This window comes from Streptomyces sp. NRRL F-6492, assembly GCF_001280125.1.
GTDB lineage: Bacteria > Actinomycetota > Actinomycetes > Streptomycetales > Streptomycetaceae > Streptomyces.
In genome coordinates this window covers 1-13004 of record NZ_LGEG01000031.1, presented here as the reverse complement: position 1 = coordinate 13004, position 13004 = coordinate 1, and the positions used below count along the sequence as shown (strand labels likewise).

12 protein-coding genes, 1 tRNA gene and 1 pseudogene are annotated in these 13004 nt (G+C 73.9%); 13 read left to right on the top strand and 1 reads right to left on the bottom strand.

Annotated elements, in window-relative coordinates; genetic code table 11:
* Positions 1-87: 87 nt before the first annotated feature.
* The 11 genes from ADL08_RS05135 to ADL08_RS05085 all read left to right on the top strand — a co-directional run bounded on the left by ADL08_RS05135 (position 88) and on the right by ADL08_RS05085 (position 10575).
* The gene (locus ADL08_RS05135) at positions 88-846 is read left to right on the top strand and encodes a GntR family transcriptional regulator (protein ID WP_053640838.1); all 759 of its coding nucleotides are present in this window, start codon (positions 88-90) and stop codon (positions 844-846) included.
* A gap of 136 nt (positions 847-982) precedes the next feature.
* The gene (locus tag ADL08_RS05130) at positions 983-2104 is read left to right on the top strand and encodes a TIGR03364 family FAD-dependent oxidoreductase (RefSeq protein WP_053640837.1); all 1122 of its coding nucleotides are present in this window, start codon (positions 983-985) and stop codon (positions 2102-2104) included.
* A gap of 5 nt (positions 2105-2109) precedes the next feature.
* The gene (locus tag ADL08_RS05125) at positions 2110-2793 is read left to right on the top strand and encodes a phosphonatase-like hydrolase (protein WP_267889549.1); all 684 of its coding nucleotides are present in this window, start codon (positions 2110-2112) and stop codon (positions 2791-2793) included.
* Positions 2790-3920: an ABC transporter ATP-binding protein gene (locus ADL08_RS05120; protein ID WP_053640836.1), complete on the top strand. Its 1131-nt coding sequence runs from the start codon at positions 2790-2792 to the stop codon at positions 3918-3920. Before ADL08_RS05125 ends, ADL08_RS05120 begins: the two co-directional genes overlap by 4 nt.
* Positions 3913-4767, top strand: a complete 855-nt coding sequence (locus ADL08_RS05115; RefSeq protein ID WP_053640835.1) for a 2-aminoethylphosphonate ABC transporter permease subunit — start codon at positions 3913-3915, stop codon at positions 4765-4767. The genes ADL08_RS05120 and ADL08_RS05115 overlap by 8 nt, the downstream gene beginning before the upstream one ends.
* Positions 4754-5551: an ABC transporter permease gene (locus tag ADL08_RS05110; protein ID WP_053640834.1), complete on the top strand. Its 798-nt coding sequence runs from the start codon at positions 4754-4756 to the stop codon at positions 5549-5551. The genes ADL08_RS05115 and ADL08_RS05110 overlap by 14 nt, the downstream gene beginning before the upstream one ends.
* Before the next feature lie 29 nt (positions 5552-5580).
* Positions 5581-6639, top strand: coding sequence for a 2-aminoethylphosphonate ABC transporter substrate-binding protein (locus ADL08_RS05105; protein ID WP_053640833.1), 1059 nt, complete (start codon positions 5581-5583; stop codon positions 6637-6639).
* A 131-nt stretch (positions 6640-6770) separates the two neighbouring features.
* On the top strand, positions 6771-8324 hold the full coding sequence (locus ADL08_RS05100; protein WP_053640832.1) for an alkaline phosphatase family protein: 1554 nt from the start codon (positions 6771-6773) through the stop codon (positions 8322-8324).
* Between the two features lie 80 nt (positions 8325-8404).
* Entirely contained in the window at positions 8405-9184 is a 780-nt protein-coding gene (locus ADL08_RS05095; protein WP_053640831.1) for an HAD-IIA family hydrolase, read from the top strand.
* Positions 9185-9277: 93 nt separating this feature from the next.
* Entirely contained in the window at positions 9278-9913 is a 636-nt protein-coding gene (locus tag ADL08_RS05090; RefSeq protein ID WP_053640830.1) for a hypothetical protein, read from the top strand.
* Positions 9910-10575 carry a class F sortase gene (locus ADL08_RS05085; protein WP_420709563.1) on the top strand — a complete coding sequence of 222 codons (666 nt, stop codon included), beginning with the start codon at positions 9910-9912 and terminating at the stop codon, positions 10573-10575. The genes ADL08_RS05090 and ADL08_RS05085 overlap by 4 nt, the downstream gene beginning before the upstream one ends.
* 57 nt (positions 10576-10632) lie before the next feature.
* On the opposite strand, the gene ADL08_RS05080 is transcribed toward ADL08_RS05085, so the two are convergent.
* A tRNA-Lys gene (locus ADL08_RS05080) sits at positions 10633-10706 on the bottom strand.
* A gap of 185 nt (positions 10707-10891) precedes the next feature.
* Here ADL08_RS05080 and ADL08_RS05075 point away from each other — a divergent pair.
* Positions 10892-12286: a peptidoglycan-binding protein gene (locus ADL08_RS05075; RefSeq protein WP_053640828.1), complete on the top strand. Its 1395-nt coding sequence runs from the start codon at positions 10892-10894 to the stop codon at positions 12284-12286.
* A 217-nt stretch (positions 12287-12503) separates the two neighbouring features.
* A pseudogene (locus ADL08_RS05070) lies at positions 12504-13004 on the top strand (hypothetical protein); the annotation flags it as partial.

Below are 13004 nucleotides of genomic sequence, written 5' to 3'. Positions count from 1 at the left end.
ACCCCCACCCCCGCCGGCAGGCGCCCCGCACCCCCGCGCCACCCTCCGTACACCTCCCCGTTCACCCCCGTCTGCGACCATCCCCCGGTGAACTACCAGAGCACTCCCGGCGCCCCCGTCCGCTCCGGCGTCCCCGAGCACGGGCGCGTCCCCAAGTACTACGCCGTCAAGGCGAAACTCGCGCTGATGGTGGACGAGTTGGGGGAGGGCGGGTCGCTGCCCACCGAGCGGGACCTCGCCGTCCGGTACGAGGTGTCCCGCGAGACCGTCCGGCAGGCGATCCGGGAACTCCTCCTGGAGGGGCGGCTGCGCCGCCGGGGCCGGGGCACGGTCGTCGCGGGCCCCAAGCTCGAACAGCCCCTCTCGCTCGCCAGCTACACGGAGGGCGTGCGCCGCCAGGGCCGCCGCCCCGGCCGCAGCCTGATCTCGCTCGACCGCTTCCCCTGCCCGGAGGCGCTCGCCCCCGAGGTCGGCGCCGCACGCGGCGAGCCCGTCTGGCACATGGAGCGGGTGCTGCTCGCCGACGACGAGCGGGTCGGCCTGGAGAGCACGTACGTCTCCGAGGCCCGCGCCCCGCGCCTGGACGCCGACTTCGACCCGGACTCCTCCTTCTACGCCTACCTCCACGACCGGCTCGGCATCGCGTTCGGCGACGCCGACGAGCGCATCGAGACCGTGCTCGCCACCCCGCGCGAGGCCCTGCTGATCGGCACGCCGCCCGCCCTGCCGATGCTGCTGCTCCACCGCGTCTCCCGGGACACCGCGGGGCGGCCCCTGGAGCGGGTCCGCACCCTCTACCGGGGCGACCGCTTCAGCTTCACCACCCACCTGGGCCGCCAGGACTGACGGCGGAGGCCCTTCGACGCGGAGGTCCGCAACATCACGGAAAGGTAACGGGTCTGGTCCAAGTTTGGCGGCCCGTTCACCGTCCCGTCGTCCACCGGCCCCGTCCGGGCCACCCGCCCCCGCGACCGTCGTCGGCATGAAGGTGATCGTCGTAGGAGCCGGCGTGGTGGGAACCATGCACGCCTGGCACGCAGTGGAACGCGGCCACGAGGTCGTACACATCGAGCGAGAGGCCGAGGCGCGCGGCGCCTCCCTCCGCAACTTCGGCCAGATCTGGGTGAGCGGCCGCGCCGGCGGGGAGGAGCTGGAGACCGCCCTGCGCGCCCGCGAACTGTGGGAGGGCATCGGCGCCCGCGTCCCCGGACTCGGCTTCCGGGCCATCGGCTCCCTCACCCCCGTACGCAACGAGCTCGAACTCGCCGTCGCCGAGGCCGCCGTGGCCCGCCCCGACGCCGCCGCCCGGGGCTACGCGCTGCTCACGGCCGACGAGGCCCGCGCGGTCAACCCGGCCCTGCGCGGGAAGTTCGAGGCCGCGCTCCGGTGCGAGCGGGACGCCGCCGTCGAGCCCCGCACCGCGCAGCTCGCCCTCCGCGAGGCCCTCCTCGCCACCGGGAAGTACACCTTCCTGCCGCACCGCGAGGTCCGCGAGGTCGTCGGCGAGCACGCCGTCCGCGACGACCGGGGCGAGGTCCACGGCGGCGACGCCGTCGTCCTGTGCACCGGCGCCTCGCTCTCCGGCCTGGTCCGCGAGGTCGCCGGCGAGATCCCGGTCCGCCGGGTCCGCCTCCAGATGATGCAGACCGACCCCCTCGGCGAACCGCTCACCACCTCCGTCGCGGACGCCGACTCCTTCCGCTACTACCCGGCCTACGCCTCCGGCGCCCTCGACGCGCTGAACGCGGGCCAGGCGCAGGACCCCACCGCCGCCGCCCACCGGATGCAGCTCCTCATGGTCCAGCGGCTCGACGGCGGACTGACCATCGGCGACACCCACGAGTACGAGCACCCCTTCGCCTTCGACACCCTCGAAGACCCCTACGAGCACCTCACCCGCGTCGTCGAGTCCTTCCTCGGCCGCCCGCTGCCGAAGATCAGGCGCCGCTGGGCCGGGGTGTACGCGCAGTGCGTCGACACCACCCGGGTCGTGCACCGCCAGAAGGTCCGCGACGGCGTGTGGCTGGTGACCGGACCCGGCGGCCGGGGCATGACCTGCTCGCCCGCCGTCGCCGAGACGACCGCGAACGAACTGGGCTGGTGAACCGCGTGACCACGAACAAGACGAACCTCGTCGTCCTCGACATGGCCGGCACCACCGTCGCCGACGACGGCCTCGTCGAGCAGGCCTTCACCGTCGCCGCCGAACGCCTCGGCGAGGACCCGGCCGCCATGATCGGCCACGTCCGCGCCACCATGGGCGAGTCGAAGATCTCCGTCTTCCGCCACCTCCTCGGCGGCGACGAGCGGCGCGCCCAGGAGGCCAACCTCGCCTTCGAGGAGGCCTACGGGGAGCTCGTCGCCGACGGCAGGATCGCCCCGCTCCCCGGCGCCGCCGAGACGATCGCCGCCCTCCAGGAGCAGGGCAGGACCGTCGTCCTCACCACCGGCTTCGCCCGGGTCACCCAGGACGCCATCCTCGACGCCCTCGGCTGGCGCGACCTCGTCGCCCTCACCCTCTGCCCCGCCGACACCGGCGGCCGGGGCCGCCCGTACCCCGACATGGTCCTCGGCGCCTTCCTCCGCACCGGCGCCGTCGACGACGTGCGCCGGATCGCGGTCGCCGGAGACACCTCGTACGACATGCTCTCCGGCGTCCGCTCCGGCGCCGGGATCGTGGCCGGCGTCCTGACCGGCGCCCACGGCGAGGCCGCGCTGAAGGAGCACGGCGCCACCCGCGTCCTCGCCTCCGTCGCGGAACTCCCCGAGCTGATAAGGGAGTACGAGGCATGACGGCGGAAGTACGAGGGGCGGTCGCGGAAGCGCGGGGGACGACCAGCGGCATCCGCTTCGACGCCGTCTCCGTCGCCTACGGCCCCACCACCGTCCTCGACTCCCTCGACCTGACGGTGGAGCCCGGCGAGGTCATGGCCCTCCTCGGGCCCTCCGGCTCCGGCAAGACGACCGCGCTGCGGGCCGTCGCCGGATTCGTCCGGCCGGTCTCCGGGCGGGTGTTCATCGGGGACCGGGACGTCACCGACCTGCCGCCGTACCGGCGCGGGATCGGCATGGTCGTCCAGCAGTACGCCCTCTTCCCGCACCTCAGGGTGGACGCCAACGTCGCCTTCGGCCTCAAGGCCCGCAAGGTCCCCAAGGCCCAGATCCCCGGCCGGGTCGCCGAGGCCCTGGAGATGACCGGCATGGCCGACTACGCCCGCCGCCACCCCCGGGAGCTCTCCGGCGGCCAGCAGCAGCGCGTCGCCATCGCCCGCGCCCTCGCCGTACGCCCCGACGTCCTCCTCCTGGACGAACCGCTCTCGGCGCTCGACGCGCAGCTCCGCTCCGGGATGCTGGCCGAACTGGCCCGGCTCCACCGCGAACTGCCCGACGTGTCGATCCTGTACGTCACCCACGACCAGGTCGAGGCGCTGACCCTCGCCGACCGGATCGCCGTCATGGACCGGGCCAGGCTCCGGGACTGCGGCACCCCGCAGGAGCTGTACCGCAGGCCCCGCACCGAGTTCACCGCCTCCTTCGTCGGCAACGCCAACCTGCTGCCGGTGACGGTGGGCGCGGCCGGGGTGGCCCTCGGCGGGACGGAGCTGGAGGTGGCGACCGGGGGAGCGGCGCCGGGCGCCGGGGCCACCCTCTGCGTCCGCCCCCACCTCGTCGGCCTCGGCGACGGCCCGAACGCCCTGCGGGGCCGGATCGCCGAGGTCCAGTGGCGCGGCTCCACCCACCGGCTGTACGTGGAGGTGGAGGGCCACCGGGTGAAGGCGGACGTCCGCGAGCTGAGGGAGACGCCTCCGCTCGGCACCGAGGTCACCCTGCACTTCGCGTCCGAGGACGCGGTGCTGCTCACGGCGGGGGTGACCGGTGGTCCGGAGGCGGCGGGCGGTCCGGGGGTGACCGGTGGCTAGCGCCCTGAGCGTCTCCGCCCCGGCCGCCCCCGAGAGGCGACGGCCCCGCACCGCCCCCGCCTGGGTCTGGGCCCTGCCCCCCGTCGCCGTCCTCGGCCTCGCCTTCCTCTACCCGCTCGCCCTCGTCGTCCGCGAGTCCCTGGCCCCCGGCGCGTACGCCGCCGTCCTCGGCTCCGCGTCCTTCCGCGACGCCCTCGTCACCACCGTGTGGATCGCCGTCGCGGCCACCGCCGGCTGTCTGGTCCTCGGCTTCGCCCTCGCGCTCGTGATCGCGTTCGTGCCCTTCCCCGGCGCGAAGGCGGTGGCGAAGTTCATCGACGTCTTCCTCTCCTTCCCGTCCTTCCTGATCACGCTCGCCCTGCTGTTCCTCTACGGCACGGTCGGCATGGCCAACGGGATCTGGACCGACGCCACCGGCGCCGCCACCGGGCCCTTCCGCTTCCTGACCACCCCGTGGGGCGTCCTCCTCGCCGAGATCACGTACTTCACCCCGTTCGTGATGCGCCCGCTGCTCGCCGCCTTCTCGCAGCTGGAGACGGCCCAGCTGGAGGTGGCGTCCTCGCTCGGCGCCCGGCCGCCGCGGATCGTCCGGCAGGTGATCCTGCCCGAGGCGCTGCCCGCGCTCGCCGCCGGCGGCAGCCTCGTCCTCGTCCTGTGCCTCAACGAGTTCGGGATCGTCCTCTTCACCGGCGCCAAGGGCGTCACGACCCTCCCGACCCTCGTCTACGGCAAGGCGATCCTCGAATCCGACTACGCCGCCGCCTGCGTCGTCGCCGTCGTCAACGTCGCCCTCTCCACCGGCCTCTACGCCCTCTACCGGGGGGTGAGCCGCCGTGCTGGTGCATAGCCGTACGGGCAGGTGGACGGCCTGGGCCCTGTTCGCCGTCCTCTTCGTGCCGCTCTTCGCCCTGCCCCTCCTCGTCGTCCTCGCCGCCTCCTTCTCCACCCACTGGTCCGGCGCCTTCCCCTCCGGGCCGACCACCGCCCACTACGCGGCGGCCGTGCGCGGCGAGTCCCTCCGGGCCCTGACCACCAGCCTGGTCACGGCCGTCACCGCCAGCCTGGTCGCGCTGACCGCCGGCACCTGGGCCGCGCTCGCCTCGGCGGCCCTGGGGAAGCGGGGCCGGCGGATCGTGGACGCGCTCTTCATGCTGCCGGTCGCCGTGCCGTCCGTGGTGGTCGGCCTCGCCGTCCTCGTCGCCTTCTCGCGGCCGCCGGTGCTCCTCAACGGCACCCGCTGGATCGTGATCCTGGCCCACACCGTGCTCGTCACCGCCTTCGCCCACCAGTCGGTCTCGGCCGCGATCCGGCGCCTGGACCCGATGTACGAGCAGGCGGCGGCCGGTCTGGGCGCCCGCCCCTCGTACGTCCTGCTCCGGGTGAGGCTCCCGCTCCTGCTGCCGTCCCTGAACGCCGCCGCCGGGCTCTGCTTCGCCCTGTCCATGGGGGAGCTGAGCGCCACGATGATGCTCTACCCGCCGGACTGGACGCCGCTGCCGGTGCTCGTCTTCACCGCCACCGACCGCGGCTCCCTCTTCACCGGCTCGGCGCTCGCCGTGGTCCTCATGACCGCGACGCTGCTCGCCCTGCTCGCCGTCTCCCGCGTCCGCACCAAAGCCTCGTACCGCTGAGCCCCTTACCGTCAGGAGAGAACAACGCCATGCTTACGCACGCCAAGCCGGTCGCCGCCGTCACCGGCGCCCTCGTCCTCGCCGCCTCCCTCACCGCCTGCGGCGGCTCCTCCGCCGCCTCCGACGAGAAGGTCGTCACCGTCTACAGCGCCGACGGCCTCAAGGGCGAGGCGGGCGACGGCTGGTACGACAAGGTCTTCGAGGACTTCGAGAAGCAGACCGGCATCAAGGTCGAGTACGTCGAGGGCGGCTCCGGCGAGATGGTGCAGCGCGCCCTCCGCGAGAAGAGCAACACCCAGGCCGACGTCCTCGTCACCCTGCCGCCCTTCATCCAGCAGGCCGGCTCCAAGGGGCTGCTCCAGAAGTACGCGCCGCGGGGCGCCGACCGGGTCGACGGCGCCGACAAGGCGGCCGACGGCACCTGGACCTCCGTCGTCAACAACTACTTCGGCTTCGTCCACAACAAGAAGGAGCTGCCGACGGCCCCGAAGAGCTGGGAGGAGCTGCTCGACGAGAAGTACGAGAACCGGATCCAGTACTCCACCCCCGGCGTCGCGGGCGACGGCACCGCCGTCCTCATCAAGGCGATGCACGACTTCGGCGGGCAGGCCCCGGCCATGGAGTACCTGAAGAAGCTGCAGGCCAACAACGTCGGCCCGTCCTCCTCCACCTCCAAGCTCGCCCCCAAGGTGGACAAGGGCGAACTCCTCGTCGCCAACGGCGACGTCCAGATGAACTTCGCCCAGGCCAGGTCCATGCCGAACCTCGGCATCTGGTTCCCGGCCAAGGGGAACGGCAGGCCCACCACCTTCGCCCTGCCCTACGCCGCCGGCCTGGTCGACGAGGCCCCGCACACCGAGAACGGCAAGAAGCTCCTCGACTTCCTGCTGAGCGAGGGCGCCCAGCGCGAGGTCAGCGCCGTCGGCGGCGGCTTCCCGGCCCGCAAGGACGTCAGGCCCACCGACGCCAACGCCGTCGCACTGGCCGGACTCCTCGAAGGCGTCGAGGTCTTCGAGCCGGACTGGGCCGACATCGACGAGAACCTGACGGCGTACGTCGACGCGTGGAAGTCCGCCACCGGAAGCTGAGAGTTCACCGTACGGCCCCTGGAACGCCCGCGCGGATCGCGGAAGGATAACGGGTACGGACCAACGCCCCCGAGGAATCGGGGGCGTTGGCGCGCCCACCCCCTTCCGCAGAACACCCGGAGGACCCCGCCATGCCGCCCACCGGCCTCTCCCGCCGCACCGTCCTCGCCGCCGCGGGCGCCACCGCGGCCGTCGCCGCCACCGGCCTCGCCGCCGCCCCCGCCGCCCTGGCGGCCACGACCGCCACGGCCGCCGCCCCGACGCTCCCGAACGGCACCAGCAAGGACAAGGTGCTCGTCGTCGGCATGGACGGCCTGCGGTACGACCGGATCGACGCCGCCAAGGCCCCCACCCTCAAGTCCCTGATGGCCAACGGCACCTACGGCCGCTCCCTGCTCTACGCCAACCCGATGGCCGCCACCTCCTCCGGCCCCGGCTGGTCCACGATCTCCACCGGCGTCTGGCCCGACAAGCACGGCGTGAAGGACAACACCTTCGCCGGCAAGAACTACGGCCGCTACCCCGGCTTCCTCGCCCGCCTGCACCAGATCCGCCCCGGCCTCTCGCTCTTCGCCGCCGTCGACTGGCCCGAGCTGGACACCCACGGCACGGTCACCCCCGGCGCCGACGCCAAGCTCGTCTACGACAACGACTACGTCGTCAACGACAAGGTGATCACCGACCTCACCGAGGACGTCCTGCGCCACCAGAACCCCGACGTCCTCTTCGTCTACTTCGGCGAGACCGACGAGATCGGCCACAACCACGGCGCCGCCCACGCCAAGTACCTCGACGCCATCGACGTCCAGGACGCCTACCTGGGCCGGCTCCTCGCCGCGATCGAGGCCCGCCCGTCCCGTGCCTCGGAGCGCTGGACCGTCATCGTCACCACCGACCACGGCCACACCGACGGCGGCGGCCACGGCGGCTCCGCCGTCGAGGAGCGGCGCACCTTCGTCCTCGCCCAGGGCCCCGGCATCGCCGCCGGCGCCCGCCCCATCGACACCCGCCTGGTCGACGTCGCCGCCACCGTCTTCCACCAGCTCGGCATCGCCCCCGACCCGTCCTGGGGCCTGGACGGCAAGCCGATCCAGGAGCGCTCCACCGACCCCTTCGACACCCTGTACGGCTCGCTGACCGGCCGCGTCGACGAGACCGGCATCCCCGCCGGGGTCCTCGGCTTCACCCGCACCGCGCCCAGCGGCTGGTCCGTCATCAACAACGCGATGGGCACCGGCGGCGTGACCGAGTGGCGCGGCTGGTCCTTCGCCACCGACGAGTTCTGGTCCCGCTCCCAGCGCGACCAGTCCCGCGAGCTGAACGTGCGGGCCCGGGGCGTCTTCGCCGTCGCCGACTCCGACGAGTGGGCCGACAAGACCTTCTCGGGGACGTACGACTCCACCCTGGTCACGCCCGCGCACGCCGTCTCCGGCGCGTCCTCGGTGACCCTCGGCTTCACCACCCTCTACCGCCAGGAGGGCTCCCAGACCGCCCAGGTCCTGGCGAGCTTCAACGGCGGCACCCCGACCGTCGTCAAGAGCTACACCGCCGACGTCCTCTCCCAGCCCCAGTCCCTCACGGTCCCGGTCCCCGCCGGCGCCTCCACCGTGAGCTTCCGCTTCCGCTACACGGGCTCCAACAACTGGTACTGGACGATCGACGGGGTCAAGATCACCGCATCCTGATTACCCTGGGGGCGTCGCCACAGCGCAGTCGCGGCGCCCCCAGCACCCCGCACGACACGCACGGCAGGAGTCCCGCACCCATGGCAGAGCGCAAGCCGATCGAATCCTGGCTCACCGACATGGACGGCGTCCTCATCCACGAGGGCGTGCCGATCCCCGGCGCCGACGCGTTCATCAAGAAGCTGCGGGAGACCGGGAAGCCGTTCCTGGTCCTCACCAACAACTCGATCTACACCGCCCGCGACCTGCACGCCCGCCTCGCCCGGATGGGCCTCGAAGTCCCCGTCGAGAACATCTGGACCTCCGCCCTCGCCACCGCCAAGTTCCTGGACGACCAGCGCCCCGGCGGCACCGCGTACGTCATCGGCGAGGCCGGCCTCACCACCGCGCTGCACGACATCGGCTACGTCCTCACCGACCACGACCCGGACTACGTGGTGCTCGGCGAGACCCGCACGTACTCCTTCGAGGCGATGACCAAGGCCGTCCGGCTCATCAACGCCGGCGCCCGCTTCATCTGCACCAACCCCGACGAGACCGGCCCCTCCCTGGAGGGCCCGCTCCCCGCCACCGGCTCGGTCGCCGCGCTCATCACCAAGGCCACCGGCAAGGAGCCGTACTTCGCGGGCAAGCCGAACCCGCTGATGATGCGCACCGGGCTCAACGCGATCGGCGCCCACTCCGAGTCCAGCGCCATGATCGGCGACCGGATGGACACCGACATCCTGGCCGGCCTGGAGGCGGGCATGCAGACCTTCCTCGTCCTGACCGGCCTGACGACCAGGGCGGAGGTGGACCGCTACCCGTTCCGCCCGTCCCGGATCGTCGACTCGATCGCGGACCTCGTCGACCGGGTCTGACCTGCGGGAAGGGGCCCGGATCGCACACCCGGTCGGCCCCCTGCGGATGCGAGAAGCGCCGGAACGGGTGACCCTTCCAACCAGGAGGTCACGATGCGTTCAGGTCCCATTGCTCTCCGCGCCGCAGGGGCGGCCCTGCTCCTCGTCCTCGCGCCGGCGGCGGGCGGCGCACACGCCCACGACGGGGTGAGGGTCACCGTCACCCCGTCCACGGCCTCGCCCGGCGACGACGTGGACGTCCGGGTCGAGGGCTGCAAGGGCACGACCGGCGCCGCGAGGTCCCGGGCGTTCACCGCCGACGCGGAGCTCACCGGCCGGGACGGCGGAAAGTACCCGAGGTACGGCGACGCCGTCCTCAGGTCCGGACTCGACAGCGGTACGTATCCGGTGAGCGTGACGTGCGACGGCCACGAGCACCGCGACGCCGGCACCGTACGGGTCGAGCGCCACGAGCCGACCCACCGGCCCACCCACGAGCCCACCCACCACGCGACCCCGGTCGCCCCGGTCCGCGCGGGCGGGGGCGGCGCCGCCGCCTTCGCCGCGCCCGCCGCCCCCGGTGTCGCCCAGGCCGTCGGCGAGAACGGCCTCGGCACCCCGTACACCGTGCTCGGCCTCGGCATGGCCGCCGTCGCCGCCGTGGCGGTCGCCTTCCGCAGCTCCCGCCGCCGCACCGACGGCTCCTCCGTCACGAGCGGGCGTACGGGCACGGGCACGGGCCCGGAGTGACGGTGCCGTCCGGCACCCGCCCGCCGGGCGCCGGGCGACTCGTCACCGGCACGGCCTGGGCGCTGCTGTTCCTCGGCCTCTGGCTCGGGGGCGGCGGGACGGACGCGGGCCCCCCGGGCAGCTCGGCGCCGACGACCGGCGACATCGCCGCCGTCGGCCGCCCGCCCGGGGCGGAGCTGCCCCCGGCCCGCGCGCCGCTCGCGCCCGTCGCGCCCCGGCGGGTCGAGGTCCCCTCCCTCGGCGTCGACGCGCCCGTCGTGGCGCGCGGCCTGGACGGCGCGGGCGCCATCGACCCGCCGCCCTTCGAGGCGCCGGGCACGGTGGGCTGGTTCGGCTCCGGCACCGAGCCGGGGGCGGCCGGGGCGGCCCTGTTCGTCGGCCACGTCGACACCGAGACCCGCCCGGCCGTCTTCTACGGCCTGAGCGCGGCCCGCCCCGGCGCGAAGGTCCTCGTCACCCGGACGGACGGCTCGGTCGCCGAGTTCACCGTCGACGACGTGCAGGTCTTCCCCCGCGAGGAGTTCGACGCCACCCGGGTCTACGGCCCCCGCGAACCCGGCCGCGCCGAACTCCGCCTGATCACCTGCGGCGGCACCTTCGACCGCGCCACGGGCGCGTACACGGCGAACGTGGTGGTGTCGGCGTACCTGACGGGAGCCTGAGACCCCCGAAGACGACCAAGGCCCCCTCACCATCGGTGAGGGGGCCTTGACCTTGCGTGCGCCGCCAGGGACTCGAACCCCGGACCCGCTGATTAAGAGTCAGCTGCTCTAACCAACTGAGCTAGCGGCGCCTGCTGACAGAGAGAACTCTACCCGACGCGAAGACGTGCTCCTGACCAATAACAGTCGCCTCCGGCCTGTCGGACGGTCGTATCGGTCCGTCGATCCGTCAAAATGTGATTTATCGCCACAGTTGTCGTGAAGGCACCCCAAACGACGGTCGAAAACATCTTTGACGAGTGTGGAGGGGAATCGCATGAGCGTGCCGGTCTTCGAGGAGATCGAACCAGCGGCCGACTGCCCCTGCCCGGGCTGCGCCCGGCAGCGGCGCGACCTCGCCCTCGGCCTGCCGGTCCGGGCGGGCGGCCACCCGGCGGCCCGCGGCGCCCGCCGCGCCCTGGTCCTGATGACGGCGGCGGGCGTGGTCCTGGGCGGCGGGTCCGACGCCGCCACCGCCCTCGCCCGCGCGGCGGACGCGCCGGCGGACGAGCCGGGGAACGCGGCGGGAGACGCCCCGGCGGACGCGCCCGGAGACGCGCCGGACCCGGACCCCGCCCCCGCCGTCGGCCCCGACACGCCGCAGGGCGGGCGGGGGCCGCTGCACGGCGCGCCGGGTCCGGGACCCGGCCCCGGATCCGGACCCGCGCCGGCGGCCGGTCAGCCCGCGGCCGAGGTGCCGCGGCCGACGACCCGCGCCGAGATCATCGACCGCGCCGAACTGTGGGTCGCCGCACGGGTCCCGTACTCCATGGAGAAGTACTGGACGGACGGCTACCGCCAGGACTGCTCCGGCTACGTCTCCATGGCCTGGAACCTGCGCGGCAACGAGTGGACCGGCAGCCTCGACCGCTTCGGCGACAGGATCGACCGCGCCGACCTCCAGCCCGGCGACATCCTGCTCTTCCACAACCCGGCCGATCCGACCCGGGGCTCGCACGTCACGATCTTCGGCGGCTGGGCCGACTCCGCGCACACCTCCTACACCGCCTACGAGCAGACCAGGCCGCGGACGCGGAAGAAGACCACGCCGCTGGCGTACTGGGAGAACTCCGACCGGTACGTGGCCTACCGCCACAAGGGCGTGGTGAGCGGCGGCGCCGGGGGCGGGCAGGCGTCCGCGGTGCCGCCGTTCCCCGGCGCGGCGAAGTTCGGTCCCGGCAGGAGCAACGCGCACGTCACCCGGCTCGGGCGGCTGCTCGTCGCGCGCGGCGGCAAGAAGTTCTACGCCGTGGGGCCCGGCCCGCGGTGGACCGGGGCGGACCGGCGGGCGACCCGGGCGTTCCAGCAGGCGCAGGGGTGGCGGGGCAGGGAGGCGGACGGCCTGCCCGGGCCCCACACGTGGAAGCTGCTCGTGACCGGCAAGGGCCGGAGCATCGGCGGTTCGAGTGGTTCGGGCGGGTCGAGCGCGAATGCCGCGCCCTTTCCCGGGCGTGGCTCCTTCCGTCCGGGCCGATCCAACGCATATGTGGAGAAGCTGGGCAAACAACTGGTGAAGCGGGGCTTCGGCAAGCACTACCTGTCGGGACCCGGTCCGCGCTGGACGGAGGCGGACCGCCGCAACGTCGAGGCGTTCCAGCGGGCACAGGGCTGGCGCGGCGGAGCGGCCGACGGCTACCCGGGCCCGGAGACCTGGCGGCGCTTGTTCCGATGACCCCGAGAGCATGAGGTGGACCCGAATGACGGCACCGACCCCGAACCCCGCGGACTCCGGCGCGGCGGCCTCACGTGACGCGGCCCGCACGGCGAGACGCCTGACGGACGGCACCCTCCCGCGCACGTCCCCACCCCCGGCGAACCCGCCCCGCACCCCACCGGGCGACCACCCCGCCCCGCCCCCGGCACCGACAACGGAAGGACCGCGGGCCCCCGTGACGGACGCCCCGGAGTCCGAGGCGCCGGTGGACCCGAAGGCCGACGCGCCCGTGGCTCCGGAGGCCGACGCGCCCGTGGCTCCGGAGGCCGACGCCCCGGAGGGTCCCGTGGCCGACACCTCGCCGGACCCGGCGCCCGACGCGCCGGAGGCCCCGGCGCCCGAGGTCCCGGACCCCGCCGCCGAGGAGGAGACGCGCGCGGAGGGGCCGGACCGTACCCCTTCGCCGGTGGCGACGGCCCCGGTCGTACGGAAGGAGCTGGTCGTACTGACGAAGCCGGCCGTACGGAAGGAACCGGCCGTACGGAAGGAACCGGCCGTCGAGGCGCCGGTCCCCGCCGTCGCCACGGCGAAGGCGTCCGCACCCGTCTCCGTACCACCGACCGCCGAGGGCGGAACGGCGACGGCACTGGCACCGGCACCGGCACCGGCACCGGTGGAGACCCCGACCCAGGCTCCGGCTCCGACCCCGGCTCCAACCCCGCCCCCGGCCCCGGAC